The organism is Desulfatiglans parachlorophenolica (assembly GCF_055394735.1).
Genome location: NZ_AP042460.1, coordinates 2732042 through 2754469, shown reverse-complemented (window position 1 = coordinate 2754469; position 22428 = coordinate 2732042). Strand labels below are relative to the sequence as shown.

At 55.0% G+C, this 22428-nt stretch carries 20 protein-coding genes and 1 pseudogene; 18 read left to right on the top strand and 3 right to left on the bottom strand.

What is annotated here, in order from left to right:
- The first annotated feature begins 7 nt into the window (after positions 1-7).
- Together ACZ500_RS12825 and ACZ500_RS12820 are read left to right on the top strand one after the other, a co-directional pair.
- Positions 8-211, top strand: coding sequence for a hypothetical protein (locus ACZ500_RS12825; protein ID WP_464232867.1), 204 nt, complete (start codon positions 8-10; stop codon positions 209-211).
- 147 nt (positions 212-358) lie between these two features.
- Complete coding sequence (locus ACZ500_RS12820) at positions 359-1348, top strand: hypothetical protein (RefSeq protein WP_464232866.1); 990 nt, start codon at positions 359-361, stop codon at positions 1346-1348.
- Positions 1349-1482: 134 nt separating this feature from the next.
- Here the strand turns inward: ACZ500_RS12820 and ACZ500_RS12815 are convergent, their stop codons facing one another.
- A complete protein-coding gene (locus ACZ500_RS12815) occupies positions 1483-2598 on the bottom strand; it encodes an oxidoreductase (RefSeq protein ID WP_464232865.1) in 1116 nt (371 codons plus the stop codon).
- A gap of 472 nt (positions 2599-3070) precedes the next feature.
- Here ACZ500_RS12815 and ACZ500_RS12810 point away from each other — a divergent pair, with 472 nt between their 5' ends.
- Positions 3071-4453 (top strand): NAD(P)H-dependent oxidoreductase, encoded by a 1383-nt coding sequence (locus ACZ500_RS12810; RefSeq protein WP_464232864.1) that lies wholly within the window; start codon positions 3071-3073, stop codon positions 4451-4453.
- A 64-nt stretch (positions 4454-4517) separates the two neighbouring features.
- Positions 4518-5039 carry a hypothetical protein gene (locus ACZ500_RS12805; protein WP_464232863.1) on the top strand — a complete coding sequence of 174 codons (522 nt, stop codon included), beginning with the start codon at positions 4518-4520 and terminating at the stop codon, positions 5037-5039.
- Between the two features lie 136 nt (positions 5040-5175).
- Here ACZ500_RS12805 and ACZ500_RS12800 read toward each other — a convergent pair.
- Together ACZ500_RS12800 and ACZ500_RS12795 are read right to left on the bottom strand one after the other, a co-directional pair.
- Positions 5176-5385: pseudogene (locus tag ACZ500_RS12800) on the bottom strand (AMP-binding protein); the annotation flags it as partial.
- A gap of 142 nt (positions 5386-5527) precedes the next feature.
- Positions 5528-8713 carry a hypothetical protein gene (locus ACZ500_RS12795; RefSeq protein ID WP_464232862.1) on the bottom strand — a complete coding sequence of 1062 codons (3186 nt, stop codon included), beginning with the start codon at positions 8711-8713 and terminating at the stop codon, positions 5528-5530.
- Positions 8714-9213: 500 nt separating this feature from the next.
- Between ACZ500_RS12795 and ACZ500_RS12790 the strand changes: the two genes are divergently transcribed.
- From ACZ500_RS12790 to ACZ500_RS12725, 14 genes are all read left to right on the top strand, one after another.
- Positions 9214-9513 (top strand): hypothetical protein, encoded by a 300-nt coding sequence (locus tag ACZ500_RS12790; RefSeq protein WP_464232861.1) that lies wholly within the window; start codon positions 9214-9216, stop codon positions 9511-9513.
- Between the two features lie 323 nt (positions 9514-9836).
- Positions 9837-11081, top strand: coding sequence for a metallophosphoesterase family protein (locus tag ACZ500_RS12785; protein ID WP_464232860.1), 1245 nt, complete (start codon positions 9837-9839; stop codon positions 11079-11081).
- Positions 11078-14584 carry an ATP-binding protein gene (locus tag ACZ500_RS12780; protein ID WP_464232859.1) on the top strand — a complete coding sequence of 1169 codons (3507 nt, stop codon included), beginning with the start codon at positions 11078-11080 and terminating at the stop codon, positions 14582-14584. The genes ACZ500_RS12785 and ACZ500_RS12780 overlap by 4 nt, the downstream gene beginning before the upstream one ends.
- Positions 14585-14940: 356 nt before the next feature.
- A complete protein-coding gene (locus ACZ500_RS12775) occupies positions 14941-15108 on the top strand; it encodes a hypothetical protein (RefSeq protein WP_464232858.1) in 168 nt (55 codons plus the stop codon).
- Between the two features lie 326 nt (positions 15109-15434).
- Positions 15435-15956, top strand: coding sequence for a nuclear transport factor 2 family protein (locus ACZ500_RS12770; protein WP_464232857.1), 522 nt, complete (start codon positions 15435-15437; stop codon positions 15954-15956).
- Between the two features lie 494 nt (positions 15957-16450).
- Entirely contained in the window at positions 16451-16846 is a 396-nt protein-coding gene (locus ACZ500_RS12765; protein ID WP_464232856.1) for a hypothetical protein, read from the top strand.
- 51 nt (positions 16847-16897) lie between these two features.
- Positions 16898-17083: a hypothetical protein gene (locus tag ACZ500_RS12760; RefSeq protein WP_464232855.1), complete on the top strand. Its 186-nt coding sequence runs from the start codon at positions 16898-16900 to the stop codon at positions 17081-17083.
- A gap of 180 nt (positions 17084-17263) precedes the next feature.
- Positions 17264-17953 carry a hypothetical protein gene (locus tag ACZ500_RS12755; protein WP_464232854.1) on the top strand — a complete coding sequence of 230 codons (690 nt, stop codon included), beginning with the start codon at positions 17264-17266 and terminating at the stop codon, positions 17951-17953.
- 17 nt (positions 17954-17970) lie between these two features.
- The gene (locus tag ACZ500_RS12750; RefSeq protein ID WP_464232853.1) at positions 17971-18135 is read left to right on the top strand and encodes a hypothetical protein; all 165 of its coding nucleotides are present in this window, start codon (positions 17971-17973) and stop codon (positions 18133-18135) included.
- A gap of 171 nt (positions 18136-18306) precedes the next feature.
- Positions 18307-18798, top strand: a complete 492-nt coding sequence (locus ACZ500_RS12745) for a DUF3124 domain-containing protein (protein WP_464232852.1) — start codon at positions 18307-18309, stop codon at positions 18796-18798.
- A gap of 237 nt (positions 18799-19035) precedes the next feature.
- On the top strand, positions 19036-19482 hold the full coding sequence (locus ACZ500_RS12740) for a 4Fe-4S binding protein (protein WP_464232851.1): 447 nt from the start codon (positions 19036-19038) through the stop codon (positions 19480-19482).
- Positions 19442-20716, top strand: coding sequence for an aldehyde ferredoxin oxidoreductase N-terminal domain-containing protein (locus tag ACZ500_RS12735; RefSeq protein WP_464232850.1), 1275 nt, complete (start codon positions 19442-19444; stop codon positions 20714-20716). The genes ACZ500_RS12740 and ACZ500_RS12735 overlap by 41 nt, the downstream gene beginning before the upstream one ends.
- A 3-nt stretch (positions 20717-20719) precedes the next feature.
- On the top strand, positions 20720-21178 hold the full coding sequence (locus ACZ500_RS12730; protein ID WP_464232849.1) for a hypothetical protein: 459 nt from the start codon (positions 20720-20722) through the stop codon (positions 21176-21178).
- Between the two features lie 220 nt (positions 21179-21398).
- On the top strand, positions 21399-22325 hold the full coding sequence (locus ACZ500_RS12725; RefSeq protein ID WP_464232848.1) for a proline iminopeptidase-family hydrolase: 927 nt from the start codon (positions 21399-21401) through the stop codon (positions 22323-22325).
- Positions 22326-22428 lie beyond the last annotated feature (103 nt).

The window sequence follows — 22428 nt, the reverse complement described above, 5'->3', positions numbered from 1 at the left end:
TCCGGAAATGGTCTTTTTGACCAATCTCGGCGTCAATCTGCACGTTTGCTTGTGCGGCGACCACCAGGTCGCCTCCGCGCGAACGCTTGATTTCCTTGATATTGGCCAAAAATCCTCATTTCCGGATTGGAAACTGGGTTCTATAGGGAAATCATTTCCGGATGGATATTCGTTAGGCAGGAACCTAAAGGGATACAACACCGTAGAATAGTAACGAACATGCTGAATGGGATGAGCATATAGGCAGGAATGAGTGTCGAAACGCGGTGAGAAGGCTTTTGTGAAGACTATCTTTTAGGGCTTGGGAATTTTGCAACGTGGGACGCAACAGGTTCGATATCGATTCGAGAGGCGAGATATGGGCAATAGGGAATTGACCGTTGGCATTTTCAAGCCGGAGGATGCGGCAGGTGTGGCGAAGCTGTTTACCGAGGTATATGGGGACAGCTACCCGGCAAGGATCGTCTATCATCCTGATCAGCTGATTGAGGCTTTCATAAAACATGACAATATCCCGATCGTTGTGCGTACGGATGAGGACAGAGTTGTTGGGTACAGCTCTTTATTCCGTGCTGCTCCCAACAAAGGCGTTTATGAGAAGGGAAACGGCGCTGTTGCAATGGATTATCGGAACGCTGGTGTCATGGGCATGATTTTTCAGCATGTTCGAGAGATCTTGCCAAGCATGAGCGATATCATGACGTTTTTCGGGGAACCTGTTTGTAACCACATCTATATCCAGAAGGCTGCCCTTGCCCATCTGCCGTGTATCGAGACGGCCATTGAAATCGACTTGATGCCTGCCGAGGCATATGAGAAGGAAAAAAGCGCTTCGGGACGAGTATCGACAATCGTTATGTTCATTACCGTCGTCCCCAAGCCGCATACGGTCCATATTCCGGAGATGTACAAGGAGTTCCTCGATTACATTTACGACGGATTTGACGACCAGCGGTTCTTTTCCCTATCGGAAGACGAATTGCCTCCCGTACAGCAGACTCGTCTGGAGACGCAGATATTCGACTCCGCGCAAGTGGCGCGCGTGACCGTGCAGGAAGCAGGCGCGGACTTCGCCGGGGTTTTCGCTGCAGAGGAACAGCGTATCGTGAGTTGTAACGTTCAAGTGATCCAGGTATGGGTGAATTTGTCGTGGCCATGGGTTTCGAGAACGGTCGTTTCGCTGAGGGAAAGGGGATATTTCTTAGGCGGCATGCTGCCGCAGTGGTTCGGAGAAGACGGGCTCCTGATGCAGAAAATCCTGATGCGCCCCAACTGGGAAGGCATTCATCTCTTTTCCGACCGGGCAAAGAACATTCTGGACTTTGTAAAGACCGACTGGCAGGGATAAAGGAGAAGGCTCCCTCGACGAGCCTCGTGTCGCCCTCGAACGGGTGCGGGAGGCGCGCTATTTTCCACGCCGTTTGAAGGAGGTCCCGGTGGGCCTGAAGGGCACGGGGTTCTTTGCCCATCCCTTTATGAACGCTACTCCATCCGCTCCTTCCAGGCCTTCATTTTTTCGTGGGGCCATCGCACGCAGAAGGCCGGTTTGCCTTTGGTGACAAGTTTGGTGCAGGTGTCGCCGCAGTCCGGATCGCAGTGAACGATCGCGCCTTCCTTTCCGTCTTTCACCTTTTGAGGCCATTCGGGATCCGCCCAGAGGACGCGGGCGAGTCCGATCAGATCCGCCTGGCTCTCCTCGAGGATTTGCTCCGCCAGCGCGCCCGTCGCGATCCTGCCGGCGGCGATGACGGGGATGCCGACTGCCTTCTTGACAGCGGCGGCGAGATGGACCATGTAGCCGTTTTTGCAGGTCTGCTCGAGGATGTGCGGGAGAAAGAAAGATTCGTATGTCCCTCCCATAACGGAGAGGTAGGCGATGCCGGCCGATTCGAGAGAGCGTGCGAAGGAGGTGGATTCTTCGAGTTGAAGGCCATCCGGCAGCCATTCGTCCGCTAGAAAGCGGTAGCCTAGGGGAAAATCGCCCAGCTTTTTCTTGACGGCTGCGACGACCTCCAGAGGAAAACGCCGGCGATTTTCCAAAGCGCCGCCGTAGCCGTCGGTCCTCTTGTTGGTCCTCGGTGACACGAATTCAGCCAGCAAGTAGCCGGTTCCTCCGTGGAGTTCGACCATATCGAACCCGGCCCGTTTCGTTCGGGCGGCCGCCTCCGCAAAGCGGTCGACGATGGAATGGATTTCCGCGTCGGACAGGGCCCTCGGCATCCGGCCGAAGGTCTCGACGGCAGACGGCGCAAGCGGTTCCTCGCTCCCGGCAAAGCGCCCGGCATGGTTGATCTGAAGGCAGGCCAGGGCTCCTTCACCATGAATCACCGATGCCAGTTCCTTCAAACCGTCGAGGTTTTCATCGGTATCGGCGCGCAGGGTCCTGTTGGAGCCGCTCCCTTGCGGGTGATCGATCGTTGCATTTTCGACCACCACCATCGCTACGCCGCTCTTCGCCATCAGACGGTAATGGTCGAGTAGGAGGGGGCTGACCGTACCGCCCTCGCCGGCGTATCCCAGATAGAGCGGCGCCATGGTCAACCGGTTTTTCAAGGTGATCCCGGAGATTTCGATCTCGGAAAAGAGTTTCGGGTACACGTTCCACCTCCCTGGATGTCTCGATGTCGTCGTTCTGAAGAATTCTTCACCGGCCTGCGGAAACCCAACCGCCGGGGCATTCGCTGCGGTGGTCAAAAGGTGATGACCGTAAAGCCTTCATCCTGAAAACGGGTTCGTCGAGCAGGGTCAAACCCTGTCCCTTCTTAGAATCATACCACATTACAATCGGGTCGGACCAGCCAAACATAATGATTTGATTAAAATAGTAGCTTTTTAAAAGGGTGTTTTAGGTGCTTAAATGGACCATTTTGGCATCGAAAAAGCCCTTTTAACCTGAATCCGGGGGGGAATTTCTTGCGAGGATAGCCTATCCAACAAGATCGTTGAATGGTTCGATTTTTTTCGCTAACCTGAACCATTGGATTCGATCGGACAAGCCCCACAGATTCAGGGACGATGTTACGATGTGGGACCGTGAGGTGCATGCCAAAGGGAGAAGGAGAGGGTTGCAATGGAAATTATCGTCCTGAATGGGAGCCCAAAAGGTGACCTGAGCGTCACGATGCAGTACGTCCACTTTGTCCAGAAAAAATTCCCCCAGCATGAGTTGAAAATCCTGAACGTAGGGCAGCGAATCAAAACGATTGAAAAGGATGAGAGTGCTTTTCGAGAAATCGTTGACGCAATCGGAGCAGCAGACGGCGTGCTGTGGGCTTTTCCTGTATATTTTCTGCTGGTGCCTTCGAACTATAAACGATTCATCGAACTCATCCGGGAGCGTGGAGTCGAAGGTGTATTCAAAAATAAGTATTCAGCTTCTTTAAGCACTTCGATTCATTTTCATGACCATATCGCCCACAATTATATCAATGCCGTTTGCGACGATCTCGATATGAGATACGCTGGGGGATTCTCTCCTGACATGTATGATCTGCTGAAGGAAAAGGAGCGAAAACGACTGATCCTGTTCACAAGTCACTTCTTCGAAACCATCGAAAAGAAGATGCCTACGCCCAGGAATTTCAGCCCTTTGGTTCACAGCTCATTCAAGTATGTTCCCGGAGATGTCGATAAAAAGATTGGGACCGGCAGAAGAAAGGTGTGTGTTCTAACGGATTCAAAAGAACGGGAAGCGAATTTGGGGCGGATGGTGCACCACTTTACCGGGATGTTTCATGAGAATTTAGAAGTGATCGATCTGAACGAGGTCGATATCAAGGGAGGATGCCTGGGATGTATTCAGTGCGCATATGATGGCCGTTGTGGGTACGACGAAAAGGACGGCTATGCGGGATTCTTCAACACGCAAGTGAAAGGCGCGGATGTCCTCGTTTTTGCGGGATCGATCGAGGACCGGTATTTGTCCTCAAGGTGGAAGCTCTTCTTCGACCGGAGTTTCTTCAACAATCACGCCCCGGTCTTGACAGGCAAACAAGTTGGTTTCATCGTATCCGGGCCTTTGCGTCAGGTGCCGAACCTCAGGCAGGCTCTGGAGGCATTTTGTGAAATTCAGCAGGCCAATGTCGTTGACTTCATAAGCGATGAATGCGGGAATTCCCCGGAAATAGACGCTCTCCTCGAAGGCCTGGCCGGGCGGTTGATCCGCTTTGCAGAGGAGGGTTATGTCAAACCGGCCGGTTTTCTCGGTGTAGGCGGCAGGAAGATTTTCAGAGACGATATCTATGGCCGCTTGCGATTCCCTTTTCGTGCTGACCACCATTATTACAAGAAGAACGGGTTTTACGATTTCCCGCAGAGGGATTACAAGACTCGAGTCAGGAATGCGATAATGCTGCTCCTAACCCGGATACCATCGGTACGGAAAGAAATCTACACCGGGCGGATCAAAAAAGAGATGGTGAAGCCGCTCGAAAAGGTATTGGACAGGGACTGAATCGAGACGGCGAGAGATATGGAGAACCGAATAACACCCGCTATCGGGAGTGGAGAGATACCCCATGGCGAAGATCATCCATGCCCACCCGCTGCTCAAGGCGGGTTACGAATACCATGTCTTCACAAATCTGGACTTCTGGGACGCCCGCCGAATCCTTGGGGATTTGGCCACGGTCCAACGCAACTTCGGGCACGAACCCCCTGGAGATTGTTTTCCGACGCAGGTGGTGATGCGAAGGGGCCAGCCAGCGGTCGCCCGCACAATCGAAAGACGCCTGCAAAAGGCCATTCCCTCTCCTCCCCGCCATGTCGTGGTGGAGGCCGTGCTCATGCAGGGGTTCTATGACTTCGACCCGCTCCAGTACTACCCACCCAGGTGGCCTTGCGCAAGGATGATCCATTTCAGCCGGTGCCGCCTGCCGATTCACTTCCCGCCGTTGTCCACGCCCCATCGTGAGATGATCCTGGGATGGTTCGGGGATTTCATCCGCATTGAGCGGGTGCAGCGGGGCAAGAAGTTCGATCCGGTGATCACTTCGCACAAAGAAGCCAAGCGCCGCCGCTTTGCCCCGCTCTGTTTCTAGGCGTAACGCCGCCGCAACTCGATCTTCAGGACTTTGCCCAAGGCGTTCTTGGGCAGGGTCTCCACGAACTGAATGCGCCGGGGAGGGTGTTCGTGGTGCGCCGGATCCATTCAACAGCCATGGGAGGGGCCCCGTAAATCATTCCCCGAAGATTGGACAGGTCGTATGTGGAGAAGTCCGGTGCCTGAAGGGCCATAATGATCATGGTGGGCGGCAACATGGTGAAGGTGATTTTGAGGCGGTCCAGGGTTTCAAGCAGACCCGATGGGGAGAAGGCCGGCATATAGGCGTGAGCGCCTCCGAAAAGGTACCAGATGGTGCCGAGCAAATCCGCCGAATGGAACATGGGTGCGGCGTGCAGGCAGATGTCATCCTTCCGCGGGCCGAAGACCGGGGTGCACTGGAGTGTTCAAGTGTACCGGACATCTCTCGGATCAAAAGCAATGGCCCCCGAAGGGGCCATTTTAAAGGTGTAGAAAACGTCCCCGTCAGTCGCTGAGCCACAGTTGGGAGGTGTAATTGGCGACCGGGACGTGGAACGAACCCCAGGGGACGCCTCCCACCAGGACCCGGACCTGGGCGTTGCCACGGATCGGCCTGTGCCTGGGGTGGAAGGCCTCCCGCTCGATGGTGGCGAACCATGTCCTGGCGGCGAAGTCCACTTCCACATAGAGGCCGTCTTTTTCGTAGACGATGGTCCGTCCGCTCTCCAGCGCCTCCTGGAGGTAGGGCAGATCGAGGAAGGGCGCCCGAACCGGCTGACCGTTCACCTCGAGGCTCATATCGCCGAAGGCCCCGATGGTCTCGGGCAAAAGGCCCTGCAGCGACACAGACCCCTTTTCCGAAGCGCTGTCGTACCACCCCTCATAAGCCGTGAGTTTGGCTCCACCGACGTCATGCGGCACGCCTTGCCAGACCCAGTCCGTCATGACATGGTGTCGCAGGTGGCTGCTCAGGCTGTATTTGTCGTTCACGGTCAGAATGACCTGGAGGTCACCCGAAAGCGGGGTGATGACACTGGAGAGGTCGGCTCGCTGGATCTCGAAATCCCAGAGCTTCCTGAGGAAATCGAGCTTCAAGGTCACCCTGTCGCGCCTGACCGACGGATCCGTTTTGAAGGTCCAGACGCCTCTGCAACGTGTCCATCGCCCGTAGGCTTCCCGCGAAGACCATACATAGCCGTTCAATTCAACCGTGACGCCCTTTCGGGGGTTGAACGTGAACGCGTTCATGGGAATCCGCTCCAGCCAGCCGTCCGAGTTGAGCCACCCCAGTCGACCCCCCTCCAGGGAATACGAACTCATGCCGGGCAGCCTGACCAGGACATCGTCCAGCCAGCTTTCCGAGACCACCCCTTCCGCCCAGCTGGCAGGCGGGCTCTGGCCGATCTTGGTCCCGTTGTTGTATTCGCCGCCGGTCACGCTCCAGGCAACGCACCAGGGCCGCTGATCCGAGTAGGCCGTCGGGATCCAGGGGGCCGTCTCATCCGTAGCCATCAGGTAAAAGGGCTGGACGCTCAGGTTTTTCACTCCCAGAGGATCCGAACATGATTTCATGCCGATGTGGAACGAGAGTTCCTTGCCGAAGCTCGTCGTGTTCGTGACCCTTGTCATGAGGCTCGATTCGTACCCCACCTTCAAGTCCACCTTGAACCCTTTGAGTTTCGTCCCGAAGCTGAGCGAGGTCTCGTTGCTCATCTCCACCGTCGTGGTCTCTCCCTCGGACTTGGTTTCCTCTGTCTCCTCGCTGATATAGGAATAGGGGGTGGCTCCGGTCGTGAAATTCAGGGGGTTAATGGAAGGCTCACCCAACGATCCATCGCCGAAAAGCACTTCCCAGGGCATTTGCAGGGACTCCCAGCCCCGCCGGTACCAGCCCTCCAGATCGGTCGACCTTGGAAAGGGTTCGATCCCAGAGAGAAGCCCGGGGACATCATCTTGATCCCCACCGGGATCCGCCAGTTCGAATGCAACCGGTTTGACGTTGACGGATGTGGGTTGGACCTCGATGACGTGGACGTTCTGATTCAGCGCTGTGCCAGCTCCGGTCAGATAGTTGTAGTCATAGGCGTGCAGGCTGAAGTCCTGGACCATTACTTTGGGGACACCGAAGATCGCCCAGCCGATGCGCCCGAGTTCGTCCAACTCCTCGGCGCTCTGGCCCTCGGTGCCCAGGGTCTGACCGAACCCGGTCGTGATCGATGAACTGGTCGACACCTCGTTCTCGAGCCCGTGCGTGTAACTGATGTCCGCCCGGTCTTCAGCCTCGAATACGTGTAGCAATCCCGCATGGACCTCCATCCCGGCGGAGAACATGGTGACCTTGTCCCACTCCTGTGTGTGCTCGACCTTCGTACCCGTCGACTGACCGTATTCCACATTCGAGAGGCCTGCAACCTCGCTGGGTATCGGATCGTTGGGCGCAAAGGGAGGGGAACCGAGGATGATGCCATAGAGGGACCAGTAATTCCTGAGGGTGGCCGCATCCTCCTCGCTCTCCGGCATGCCGGTGTCCGTACTCGTCCCGCCCCAATCCCCGCAGCTCTTCGACGGCGTGGCCTGATTGATGGGAACCATGAAGTCGGAGATGCCGGCGAAGGCCCTGTCCCCAGAATCCGTGCGGTAGTGTACCACGAGGGTCTGCTGTCTCGCCTGGGTGGAGAGGTGAGCCGCATCGCAGGCTACCGTGTACCAGGGATAGGTCCAGACTTCACTCAGGCTGTCCCCGCCCGAGAAGGTATAAGAGTCCAGCCGCCAGCTCCCCTTCGGAGCGGCGGTGCTGTAAGTGAACTCGGCACGGCGGATCCGTGCAGGCCCGCTGCTCGTGGTGGTTTTTATGAAAAGCTGGATCGCAGGCGTTTTCGCCCCGGCGGCAAACCCCCCGAGGGCGCCCAGGGTGCCGACCTGCAGGGAGGCGGGGCCATACGCCCAGCTGTTGTATGGGACGGCAAGCGTACTCGGAAAGTCGGAGCCGCTACCGATCTGGCCGTTCCAGCTGGCTGCGGAGATCTTCGTGTAGTAGTTGGCCGGCCCATAGACGAGGTCGGGGGAGCCGTAGACGATCAGGATCCTGGGATCCGAGTCGGGCGGGTAGTACGTGACGGCATCCAGCGGCTGGTAAGCCCCGCCTGGCAGCAGGGAGGCGTAACCGCTCCAGTTGACCCCGTCCCCGCTCGTGTAGGTCCCCGAGTCGGTGAAGACATAGAGCATGTTGTTGAAGACGGTGATGGCGGCCCCGGCACCAGCCCCTTCCGAGTCGAGGTCGGTGCGCACCGACCCCAGCCGTTTCAGGGTGCCCCAGGCGTTCTTGGCCAGGTCAAAGTAGCAGACATAGGCGTACATGGCCGTGCCCTGGCAGCTGGAGTGGGAGGTGTAGGAATAGAAGATCTTGTTGTCGAAGATGGCGAGGCCGCTCGCGTTCATGTACTTGTAGGAAACGCACCAGCCGCTGTCATGCGGGCTTTCGGCGCGCACGAAGACCCAGTCGCCGGCAGCGGGATCTCTCGGCTGGCCGGCAACATGCATGATATTGCCTCCGAGCCATATCCGGTGGACTTTCCCGTTGACGTAGACGGCGCGCCCCGGCAAACTGGCCCATGCTCCAGACCCCCACAGCAAGAGTGCAGCGGCCAGAAGCGCTGAACCCACGAACATACGTTGCAAATATGCCCTCATTCCATGCCCTCCCTGTATCTAAAATACCCACTTCACTAGGCTTGCAGCGGACCCGATGCCCGTTTGCCGCCCTGCTAACGTCTCACTTGTAACACCTTGAGGAATTCTCCGGCCTTTTTGCCGCCGGTGCTCAGATAGGCGCCCGGGCCGGGGTGCACCTGGCTCCTCGAGCCACTGTTCAGATTCCACAGTGTGGGTGGAGTCCTCTCAAATGCTGTGCCAGGGACCTTTTTGATATGTTTACATTCCCCTTTGACGAGCCCCGGCGATGAATCTTCGCCGCAGCTCCAGATTTCTCCGATTTCTTGCGAAAGGCGCCCTTTTGTAGAGAATCTATAACATCTTCACAGGATTTTCCATGCTGAAATAAATGCGGGCAGCTCGAGGCGGATGGCCTCGAACAATCAGCCCGATATCCGGCCCCATCCAGGCCTTAAGATCCTGATATCACATTTTCCTTGACACCCAAGTCCGTTTTCAGCACATCTTTTCCACAAAAAATGCGGGTTCTTATCAGCGAAATCCGAGCCGATGTCCGGGAAGGTTTTGCCTCGGCCGTCTTCGAGACGGAAGACGCCATCCGCGTCTCCTTCCAGGTGGCCATGGGACTGTCGGTATCCTTCCTGGGCGCCTTCATCTGCGACGGGTTTGACGATGAGCGGTTCCTTTCCCCATCAAAAGACGGTGTGCCTTCTGTAGTGCAGGCTCGTGTCGAGACACAGGTATTCGGTTTTGCACAGGTGACGCGCGTGATCGTCCATGAAGCAGGATCAGACTTCGAAAGGTTTTTCCTTGCTTAAGAACAGTCTATTGTGTGAGCCCGAACATAGAGTTGTTTCCATCCGGAAATGGTCTTTTTGGCCAATCTCGGCGTCAATCTGCACGTTTGCTTGTGCGGCGACCACCAGGTCGTCTCAGTGTAAGCACTTGATTTAATTGATATTGACAAAAATTTTCATTCCCGGATTGGAAACTGAGCTGTACCGGGAAATCATTCCCGGATGGACACGATTTAATTCTGGTATAACTGAAATTGTCATAACCGTGGTTTTTGAAGACGGTTGCTTTCATAAGGGAGAAACGCAGACTTTGACATGAGGATGCCATTTGGTTCGGAGGTTCCATGACTACGTTCGTTCACGCCGCTGACATTCATTTGGATTCGCCTCTCAGGGGGCTGTTTCCCTACGAGGGTGCGCCTTCCATCGAGGAGATCCGGGGCGCGACCCGGCAAGCGCTCGACAATCTGGTCCGTTTTATCCTCGCGGAAGAGGTGCCGTTGCTGGTGATCGCCGGGGATCTTTACGACGGCGACTGGCAGGATTTCAATACCGGCCTTTATTTCGCGGGGCAGATGCGGCGCCTGGCAGAGGTTGGGGTGCGGGTGGCCATTGTCCAGGGCAACCACGATGCGGCCAACGCCATGACCAAGACGCTGCCCCTGCCGGATAACGTCAAGGTGTTCAAATCCCGCAAGCCCGAGACGTGGCTCCTGGAGGATCTCGGGATCGCGGTCCACGGCCAGAGTTATGCATCTGCGGAGGTTACGGCCAACCTTGCCGCTTTCTATCCGGAGCCGGTGGATGGCATGTTCAATATCGGCCTGTTGCATTGTCTGACCTCCGGCGCCCGGGGGCATTTGCCCTACGCCCCCTGCACGGTCGATGAGCTTGCATCCAAGGGGTACGATTACTGGGCCTTGGGCCATGTCCACAGTTTTTCGGTTTTGCGGGAAAGGCCCCGTATCGTCTATGCCGGCTGCAGCCAGGGGCGGCATATCAGGGAGACCGGACGGAAAGGGTGTGTGTGGGTCGAAGCGGATCATGGGGCACTGACCACCGAATTTGTCCCCCTGGATGTTGTCAGCTGGCTCGGTGTTGCTGCAGACGTCAGCGGGGCTGAGAGCATCGCGGAGGCGGCTTTCTTGTTTGGTAAGGCTTTGGGTGAGGCTATGGACAGCCAGGGCGGGCGGCCCTGCTGCGTGCGGGCGGTGTTGAAAGGACGCTGTGCCGTTCACGGGCGGCTTTGCTCCGATCCGATCGCGCTGACCGCAAATATCCGGGCGGTTGCAGCAGATGTTTCCGGCAAAAAGGCCTGGATCGAAAAGGTCGTGGTGCAGACCGGTCCGGAGGCGAATCTCGACCAGCTGGCGCAAAGCGATACCCCCCAGGGCGAATTGCTGCGCTATTTGGCCGAGTTGGCGGCCCATCCCCAAGATATCGATCTGGACTTGACGGACCTCAAAGCCAAACTGGCGGGCAGCGGCGTGGAGATTCCCCTGCGCGACATGGAGCAGGTGCTCAAAGACGCCGGGGCCCTGCTGCTGACCGCACTGGCGGACGCCCAAAGCGAGCAGGAGGCATCATGAAAATCGACATCCTCAGACTCCAGGCCTTCGGCCCCTTCACCGATAAAGTGGTTGATTTCTCCGGCGACGGTCACGGTCTGAACATCGTTTTCGGACCCAACGAAGCCGGCAAGAGTACGGCCCTTCGCGCCATGCTGGGGCTGCTTTACGGATTCGGCCACAAGGTGGAAGATGCCTGGCTGCATGATTACAGAAATCTGGAAGTGGGCGGGTCCCTGAGGCTTTCCGATGGCAGGCTGCTGAATCTGACGCGATACAAGCGCCGGAAAAACGATCTGATCGATGATGATACCGGAAAACCCATGGATCAGCTCGAGTTGGATGCCATTTTGGGCAAGATGGACCGCCAGGCGTTCGAACATGCCTTCGGCATTTCCCACCAATCCCTCCGCCAGGGGGTGGAAAGTGTTCTGGCTGCCGGCGGCGAACTGGGCCATGCCCTTTTTGCCGCCACATCCGGGCTCAATATCCTGAGGCAGGTCATGGCCGGGCTTGAAGAAAAACAAGACGGCCTGTTTCGACCCAGGGCGCAAAAGGCCGTCATCAACGCCGATATTGCAGAACTTGAGCACTTGAACAAGGAGCTTCGCACAGCGTCGGCCAGCCAGCAGCATTGGAAGAAGATGAAAAGCCGGCTGGACGATCTTTGCGCCCGTGAAGCTCGGGCGGCCGATCGTTTGGAAGCCATGTCTTCGGAAATCAGTCTGTTGTCCCGCCATCGCGAAGCGCTGAAGTATGTGACCCGTCGAGACGAACTGCAAAAAGCCCTCGCTGCCCTTGGCCCCGTGCCGGATCTGGCGGAGGACTTCGCCCAGCGAAGGGTTGGAATCCAGGTGACCATAAAAACCGCAGAACAGGCCGAACAAAACCTGCGTCTGGAGTTGGCGGATATCGACCGGCGGCTCGAAACGCTTACGTATGACGACCGGATCATCGTCCACGCAAGGATCATCGAAGAACTGGCGAAACAGGTCAGCGTTCATACGACGGCCCTGGCCGACATGAAGAAACTGAGGGGCGAAATATACCGCCACAATGAATCCGCTCAAAAAAATATCAGTCTTCTGCGAGCCGGATTGACCCTGGAGGGCATCGAGTCCCTCAGGCTGTCCACGGCGGATAAAGCCAAGATTCAGAGGCTGGGGAACCGCTCCGCTAAACTGGAAGAGGCGTTCAATCACGCCGAAATGGCGCTGCAAAATGCGAAAGCCGATCTGGCCCGGGTCAGAGAGGATCTTGACGGCCTCGAGACGCCGAAAGACTCCTCTTCACTGGAAGATTGCCTCGATCGTGCGAGTGGACTGGGAAAGATCGAAGAGCAGCTTTCCCATGCCCTCATGGAGTATGCATCGGTCCTGGAACAGGCCCAAGCCGATCTGTCCGCCTTGGGTCTGTGGTCCGGGGAACTGGGCGCGTTGGAAAAGCTGGCCATTCCCTCCGCGGAAACGATGCGCGGTTTTGAAAAGGCTTTCCTGGAACTCGAACAGGGTATCGAAGAACTCAAAAAGGAAGGCACCCGCCTGGACGGGGAGCTGAAAGAAAAGCGAAAAGCCCTTTCCGATTTGACCGAATCGCGGGGTTTGCCTTCCATGGAGGATCTGCAATCCCACCGTGCCCTGAGGGAACGGGGCTGGCGTTCGGTACGTTCGGTCTGGCTGGAGCAGGGAGAAGCCGACCGGGGCTTCCTGGAGGCCATGTCCCATGGCACCGACCTTGCCGGCGCATACGAAAAGGCTGTGTCCATAGCGGATGAGACCGCGGATATCCTTCGCGACGATGCGGAAGACGTGGCGCGCGCCCAGGCGCTGAAATCGGGCATCCAGGATCTTGGCGACAAGGTTTCGGCAAACAAGAGTCGTCAAGAGGCGCAGGAACGATCCCTGACCGTTCAGTGGAATGAGTGGAAAAATCTGTGGCAGCCGTTGGGCATTGCACCGCTGAAACCCCGGGAAATGGCGGCATGGTCGGCAAGGGCGGAGGAGATCAGACGCAGGGCGGCGGAATGCAGAAAGAAAAATAGTGCGGCTGCGCAGCTGAGAGCCGACATGGAGCGGATGGCCGGGGAACTGACTGCAAGATTGGGAGAACTGAACGTCCCTCTTCCGGACAAGCTCGGTTATGCCGAGCTGGTTGACCTTGGGAAACGAACCCTGCGGCAAAACGATCGACTCATCAAGGACCGCCAGAGCCGCGAATCCCAGATTGCCGGCTACGAGCGGCAGATCAACGACAGCATTCGGCTCAAAGACCAGGCCGAACGGGATATGAAGGCCTGGGCCTTGCAGTGGACCCAGGCAGTCGGCAAACTCGGGTTTTCGGCAGATGCGATACCGGAGGAGGTCAACGACTTCGTTCTGGCGCTGGACCAGGTCTTTGGTGAATTGGAAAAGGCCGGGGACAAAAGGCAGCGGATCGCCGGCATGCAGTCCAACTATGAAAAATACGCCGCTCGTGTAAAGGATCTGCTGGATGAACTGGCCCCGGATCTCGGGGCTGAAGACCCCACGGCGGCGATCGTTGAACTCCACGACCGTCTGACCTTGAATCAGTCCCGGTTCAAGGATCGAAAATTGTTTGAAGAACAGCGGAAAAAGAAGCAAGCTGATCTTTCGAAGGTCAGGGAAAATCTGGCGGCCGAAAGTGAAAAACTTCGGCTGTTGTGCGAGGACGCCCAAACGGATGCACCGGATCGGCTGCCGGAAATCGAAAAACGGGCGGCCTCCAAGGGCCGGCTGGCGGCGGATCTCGACGCTGCAAACGAGCGTCTGGCGGAGCTTGCCTCCGGAAGGGAATTCGCCGTTTTTGTGGCCGAAGTTCAAGCCCACGATCCCGATGAGCTGATCGCAAAACTGGGGCGGTTGGACCAGGAAAAAAAGGAGCTGCAACGCGAGCAAAAACAGCTGGTCGAAGACATCGCGCTGCAAAAAAGAGAGCTGGGAACCTTCGGCGGGCAAGCTCTTGCGGCTGGCATCGCCGAAACGACTGAAGGGCTCATCGGCAAAATTGAGACGGATGTTGAACACTACATCCGTTTGAGGCTTTCCACCGTCATTCTTGCAAGGGCCATCGAGCGCTATCGCCAGAAAAACCAAAGTCCGGTGCTGGATGCCGCCAGCAGGTATTTCAAGACGATGACGCAAGGCGCCTTCGAGGGGCTCAGGGCGGATTACGATGAAAAAGGAGACCCGGTCATCAAGGCGTTTCGACCGGACGGCAGGACGCTCATGGTCCATGAGATGAGCGACGGCAGTCGCGATCAGCTGTTTTTGGCACTTCGGCTGGGGGGGCTTGAAAAGCACGTCAAAAACAACGGCCCCATGCCGTTCATTGTGGATGATGTTCTGGTTCACTTCGACGATGACAGGTCCGCGGCCGCCCTCGCTGGAATGGCGGGCCTCGCCCGGAATACACAGATCATATTTTTTACGCACCACCGGCATCTCGTCGATATAGCGAAAGCCACCTTGAGGGATGAAATTCTGAAGGTGCATTCTTTACAATGAAATAGGGCGGTCAGGCCAATGGTCTGACGTCGTGGACGGATTCCAAACGGACTTCCCTTGACCAGAAGGAAGCGAAAAACATCCTGCAACCGCGTGCAGTCGACATTGCTCCGCTGCGCTCAGCCTCGCGGCTGAACCGGACCTTTAGAGACGATATCTAGTTTCCATCCGGAAATGGTCTTTTTTGCCAATCTCGGCGTCAATCTGCACATTTGCTTGTGCGGCGACCTATAGGTCGCCTCCGCGCAAACGCTTGATTTCCTTGATATTGGCAAAAAATCCTCATTTCCGGATTGGAAACTGCGTTGTACCGGGAAATCATTTCCGGATGGAGACTATCTAGTTTTCATCCGGAAATGATCTTTTTGGCCAATCTCAGCGTCAATCTGCACATTTGCTTGTGCGGTGACCTACAGGCCGCCTCGGTGCAAACGCTTGATTTCCTTGATACTGGCCAAAAAACCTCATTTCCGGATTGGAAACCGGGTTCTGTAGGGAAATTATTTCCGGATGGATACGAGTAGCATTTATGAGGTTCCCGGTTTGCCATGGCGGCGATCTACGACCCGTTTCAGATAGGAACGGTTTTGTTCCGAAGGATAAACGGGTATAATGCGAATCGATGCTCTTCTTATCGAACAGAATAGACAGGGTTTGGTCTTATAAGGGAAGGTGAATGAATCAGCCGTTCATGATGCAATTCTTGAAAGAGGATCCACCTGCGGCGATGTGAGGCGGCGCCGGTATTGCGGGCCGTTGTTGGGTAGTCTGCCAAAACAGGAGGAGGGAGGCAAGAGACAGGATTATGTTCGGTACCGTTTTCAATGGACTTAACAAGGGAGGATATCGCATGAAGGCGCTTGTGGTTATGCTGATCCTGATGACATTCGTCTGCGCATTGACGACATGGGCTGAAGAAATTCCAGAGATTGGGAAAGGAAGGGTCATGAAAACATGGTCCGAGGCGGATCAGGAGATTATCCGGAGAGAAGTGCGAGATCAGTTCAATCTACTGATTTCGGCCGTCAACCAGATGAACGCCTGTGCCTGGTCTGAATATTACAGCAAGGATGGGTTTTTATCCGCTTTCGCTGGAACAGACTATTTCGGTACGCGAAGGGAATGGGTCGATACCATTACATCCTATTTTTCGAAAAGAGATAGCCAGCATCTTGAACCTTTATCCGTGCACGTCACTCCCCTGGCTTTCGATATGGCTCTCATGACGAGTCAAGAGCGGTCAGAGGTGTGTTTAAAGAGCGGACAAACAACCAAATTCACACATGTGTTTACGATGATTTGGAAGAAAGAGCAAAGCGGCTGGAAGATCCTCCATTCCCATGAATCATGGATTGACGAGCAGGTGAAGTGACGGCATCTGCCTCAGAACAGAACCATTCGAATGGGTATACCATATGCTGCTCGAGGTCGTGAATTGACTCGAATCTGAGGCTTCGCTCGCAGCGTGTGGCTGTCGGGGACCGCAATGGACCTTAGTGATGCAGGCATATACCGCTGGCGGATCGAATAGTAAAAGCAAATGAAATCTTCGCAAAAATTTAGGTGGCTCTGGGCCTTCCCGCTGTTATAGCGTTTTCTCGAAAGAGCAGAAGGAGAACCACGTGCTCAAAAAGTTGGCAACAAGATTGCTGACCATTGGTATTGACAGGCCCTTGCCTGCGCCATCGAGTAAAGAAAAAAATCCTTGCTGAGCTTCAGACTGCATTTCGTGATTTGCCGGTATTGGAAATTGCAGATGGATTACCAACAGAGATCGAGTGGGCCAGAAATATGAACCGTTTGAGAGAACGCATTTTGAATCAAAATCCACGGAAATTACTGCGGTGAGATGTTTCCAACAAAACGATGTTTGCTTCTGCTGCTCGCTATATCTTTACCGAACTGAATTTTGTCAAACGCAGTCCTGAATGGATCACGTGCCGGCACCGAGCGATCAGGGAATCGTCAGTAGGCCATCCGATCCCGTACCCTTTCTATCCTGCCAGCAGCGGGAACCTGATCCGTCATGCGTATCATGTAGCCAGCTTTGAGGAAAAAACACAATGCAAGACGAAGGATATCGATTTTGTATTCGAATTCGGCGGTGACGGCGGCTATGGGAGCATGTGCCGGTTGTTCTACAATGCGGGTTTTCACGGAAAATATGTTATTTTTGACCTGCCGCCATTTTCTGCTTTGCAGGTTTACTTTCTCAAAACTCTTGGGTTGCCGGTTCAATCTGAGTTTGAGTTCCTGGAATGAAGAAGCGGAAGAGTTTACCTGTCTGATATACAGCGCTTAGAAAGCATGTTTATGAATCCGATTGAAGACAAGAACAAGACGTTTGTGGCTACATGGTCAATCAGCGAGGCGCCAATCCGTATCCAAGAAGCAATTCTGCCTTTGACGCGTCATTTTGATTTCTTTCTTATTGCCTATCAGGATAGGTTTGGGGAAGTGAATAATCTGGAATTTTTAGTAAATGGAAGGAAACTGTGACAAATATTGTCTGGGATAGTCTGATAATCGAACACATTCCTGGCAATAGTTATCTTTTCAGAAGGGCGCGCGATAAATGATACCGGTGCAAAATGAAAACTAGTGACCGATGATTTCCGATGAGATTCACCTGCGCCTCTTTATTGAACGCGGTTAGTGCGCGATAGTAGGGATAATGATATGAGTCAGTCACTGAAAGAATTCGTTAAGATGACACCCCTATATCCTGTTTTGAGGAACTGGTTCTTTTCCAGACAGCAGAAGAAGGAATTTGCAGAATGGGAAAGACGTGGGAGGCCAAATCCGCCACCGCATATCGTAAAGCAAAAGACAATCAGGGAATTCGCTGATAAATTCCGTCTGAGAATTCTAGTCGAGACAGGAACTTACTATGGAGATATGGTTGAGGCAATGAAAAACCATTTCGACCAGATATACTCTATTGAATTGAGCAGAGAATTATATGAGTGGTCAAGGAGGAGATTTTACGGTGACAAAAGAATAACGATAATCCACGGTAATAGCGGAATTGAGCTTGGAAATATAATTAGTTTTATAAAAATACCTGCGTTATTTTGGCTGGATGGGCATTACTCTGCAGGATTGACAGCTAGAGGCGATAAGGATACGCCAATATATGAAGAATTGATGCATATATTCCAAAGTGATCAGAGAGGGCATGCCATTATTATTGACGATGCAAGATGTTTTGGAACAGAACCTGGTTATCCGAGCATGTCCGAACTCATACAGTTCATTAAAGAAATGCGTCCTTATTCGTATATCGAGATAGAGAATGATAGTATTAGGATTACAATGAATACGGACCAACCCAAGGGATTGAATCTGGATTTGCAGCCAAAATGTTAGGTGGTTTCCATCCGGAAATGGTCTTTTTGACCAATCTCGGCGTCAATCTGCACGTTTGCTTGTGCGGCGACCTACAGGTCGCCTCCGCGCAAACGCTGGATTTCCTTGATATTGGCCAAAAATCCTCATTTCCGGATTGGAAACCGGGTTCTATAGGGAAATCATTTCCGGATGGATACTAGGTGTAGGGTTGCTGACGGGTATCCATCCGGATATTTTTGCCGGCCAAGTGCGAGTCTCCCATCCTGGAAGAGGCTTTTTCGGCCGAGATCTGTGAAAATGTCCGCCTGCGTGGGTGCTGCCTGCAGGTCGCCGTTTTCCGTTGCCGGGATTAATTCCATCGGAGGGTAATCATGGCTAAAATTTTTCCATTGAAATGCCTCGTTGTTTTATTGGCCGTTTGCTTCGTTTCAACCATTTCTTCGCATGCATCTGATAGAAAATCAAGCCTGTCCAAGGGGCAGCTTGTCTATGTACCCGCATATTCACATATTTACAGCGGAGACAAAGAAAAGCCATTTCTTCTTACAGTAACGCTAAGCATCAGAAACATCGACCCTAAGCGGCAAATCAAAATCACACTGGTTGATTATTATGAGACAGAAGGCAACTTGATTAAAAAATTCGTAGACGATCCAATCATTTTACAGCCATTGGGTTCGCTGCGCTATGTCATAGCGGAAACGGACAAGAGCGGCGGATCCGGCGCGAATTTCATTGTTGAATGGCAATCCGATAGACTGGTGAACCAACCCATCATTGAATCAATCATGATTGGGACACAGACGCAGCAAGGGATCTCATTCACTTCTCGTGGACGGGAAATAATTGTTACTAAGGAATAATCAGAGCTAATTTTCCCCTTCCGCTATGCGATTTACTATGCGATTCACGATTTTTGCCTGGGCTGACTCTACAGACGGTTTGTTCAAGAAGGGGCTTCTGTGAAAAGTATGCGTCTCTAGGGTCGGATTTTACAGGACATGCGGTTTCTGTTTTTCTGGTTGAAATGAGTTCACTGAAGCGGCTTCGCTTCGTTTTGTGATGTTTTCCTCCTTCATTGCTGTCAGAGAGGGTGAACCATGAAAATCCTGAGCGCTCCACGGATGGAACGCTGCATCGGCTGCCATTCGTGTTCGCTCGCCTGTGCGCGCCTGGTGCACAAACGCCTCTCCGGGGATACTGCAGGCATTGTCATCCTTTCCTCGGGAGGGCTGTCGACCGGTTTCGAGGCTCGCCTTTGCATGGCCTGCAATCTTGCCCCCTGCGCAGAAGCCTGTCCGACAGGGGCTTACAGCCAGCGAAAAGGCGGAGGCGTCATCGTGAGGATGAACCTGTGCATCCGCTGTGGGGCATGCGTTGAGACCTGTCCGGTCGATGCCATCTTCCTGGATCGAAGCGGCGAGCCTTTTGTCTGTTTGCATTGCGGTCAATGCGTAAACTACTGCCCGCATGATTGTCTGGAGATGGTCGACAGAGGGAATCCGTATGATTCGAGATTACTTTCGCGTTCTGCTGGTCGATCTTGAAACCGGAAAAGGGCGGATCGAGAAGGTGGAAGGGCGGGATAGCCATGCGGGGGGCAGCGGCTTGGCTGCCGTCGTCTTCGAAAGATTCAGCCGGGTGAATCGCCCTTGGGATGACCCGGAGCAGCCGTTTATTCTGGCGATTGGTCCACTGACCGGCTTCTTTCCCCTCATGAGTAAAACGGTCTGCGCTTTCAAATCCCCCTATCACGATCAATTCGCAGAGAGCCACGCCGGGGGGCGTTCGGCGCTGGCACTGCGTTTCGCCGACCTCGATGCCCTCGTCGTGACTGGCAGGGCCAAGGCGCTATCCTGCCTGGCGCTCGGATCGAAGCGACTGGAGATCCGAAACGTTGCCTTCATGCAAGGGATGGACGTTTCGAGTACGGGCAAGATCTTTCGGCGCATCTTTCCCGGGGCCGGGCACCGGAGCATCCTGCGGATCGGCCCGGCAGGGGAACGTCTGGCTGCCACCGCCTGCATCAATGTGGATAGTTACCGTCACTTCGGGCGGTTGGGCGCCGGGGCGGTCCTGGGTGCCAAGAATCTCAAGGGCATCTTCATTCACGGGGACGGAATCGGTCAGCTGTCTGACCATAAAGGATATTCGAAGCTGTACCAGCGGGTTTACAGACAGTTGACGTCCACGGACATGATGAAGAAGTATCACAATCTGGGAACACCGGAAAATATCGGGGTTCTGAACGAGTTGAAGGCCTTGCCGATCCGTAATCTCCAGAAGACCTTCGATACGGAGGTCAGCGGCATTACCGGAGAAAGGTTTGCCGAGGAGACCCTGCTGCGAAATCAAGCCTGCGCCGGCTGCCCGATCGGCTGTATCCACCTGGGCTACGTGCGTGAGCAGTTTATGAAGGATAACCGATATTTTTTCCTTCAGGTTCCATACGATCACGAACCTATTTTCGCTGTCGGCGCCATGCTTGGGGTCAACAGCGCTTTCGATGTGTTGGGCCTTATCGACGCCGTTGAACGGGCGGGTCTGGACGTGATGTCGACCGGGGTAGCACTGGCCTGGGCTACGGAGGCCTTCGCCGAGGGGATCCTATCCCAGGAAGATACCCTGGTCGGCCTCAGATTCGGGGATGCCGGAGCGTATAAACAGGCTGCGCATCATATGGGCCGCGGGACGAACCCGTTCTACCGCCTGCTGTCCGATGGCATCATGCACGCGGTGAGGACTTACGGCGGCGGAGATTATGCCTGTGTGCTCGGGTAGGAAATGGCCGGCTACGCTACAGGGGAGGTTTTTCTGACAGACCAGGCCCTTGGGTTTCGGCATTCGCATCTGGACACCGGCGGTTACACGTATGATCAAAAAACCCAGGAGAAGAATGTTGCGAACGCCGTTGACTTCCTTGTCGAAGATGAGCGGAGCCGTGTGCTGTTGACCAGTATGGCGGCCTGTTTGTTTGCCCGCAAGGTCTACCAGCCGGAGCTGTTGACGGAATGCCTGGAGTCATTGGGCTACGACAGACTCGCCCGGGACATCGACACCGTCGCGGCGTCCGTCCAGAGGCTGCGATGGAATATCCGACTGGCGACCGGCTACGAGCCGCATCGGATCGACATACCCAAGCGGTTTTTGGAGACGGTCAACTGGAAAGGGGCGATCGACGCAAGTTACCTCGACAACCTCAAAAATGAATACAGCCGGCGCATTCTGCAGTTCAAGGGGTGAATGGAACGTCGTTTTTGGGAGGGGCTGCTGCCGACGACAGGATGCGGCATCGATTCATCGTTCCGTTGTCGGTAAACATACGGCTGCAGGCATTCGAACCTGGTATACGCGCGTTCAGCGCCGTTCATAGGTCCGATAGCGTGAAGTGCGCTGTGAGAAGAGACGGCCTGTACCTAAGGGACCTTCTAGCAGGCTGTTAGGATTTCAAGGGGAGAAAGGCATGATGGTGGATATACCTGTGGAAGAAGGCTATGTTCTGCTACAAGACGTTAAGGTCTGGTATCGGATCGTCGGCCGCGCAGAAACGCCCGGCAAAGTCCCGCTGCTTTGTCTTCACGGAGGGCCCGGAGTGCCCCATGATTACCTGGAGCCTCTGGAGGCCTTGGCTGCCGGGGGGCGTCAGGTGGTCTTCTACGATCAGTTGGGATGCGGGAATTCAGACGTGCCGGATGATCTGTCGTTGTGGCGGATGGAGCGCTTCCTCGAAGAGATCGACGCCGTTCGAAAAGCCCTTCAGCTCGAGGACATTCACCTCTTGGGGCAATCATGGGGCGGCATGCTGACGATGCAGTATGCGCTGCGCCAGCCGCGTGGTCTGTGTAGCCTCGTCCTTGCCAGTGCGCCGGCCTCCTCCCGTCAATGGGCCACGGAGGCCAAACGCTTGCGGGAGGAGCTGCCGGCCGAGACCCAGGAGACTCTCTCCCGGCACGAAGAAGCCGGGACGACGGATGACCCGTCCTATATCGAAGCCATGATGGGCTTCTACCGCCGCCACGTCTGCCGACTGGATCCATGGCCCGAATGCCTCGATCGCGCTCTGGAAAAACTCATGCGGAACCCGGTGGTTTACCTCACCATGTGGGGCGACAGCGAATTCCACGTGACCGGGAACCTCAAAGATTGGGACGTCAGCGGCCGCCTGAATGAAATCGCGCTGCCTACGCTATTGATCTCGGGGCGCTACGACGAAGCCACTCCCGCGGTTATGGAGACGGTCCATCAGGGGATTCCCGGCTCCAAATGGGTCATTTTCGAGCAAAGCGCCCACGAGGCGCACCTGGAGGAGACCGAACGATACCTTCAAGTGATCGATGCGTTTCTGGAAGAGGTCGAATCGCGGCGAATGTTTGAAATTCCGAAAGCTTAGATCAGGGCGCGCGCGCACGCGCCCTGATCAATTTCCGGTCGGTCAGTCAAATCTTGAACTCAGGTGCTGGTATTGCCCCTGCAGGACTCCGTTGTAGTGTACT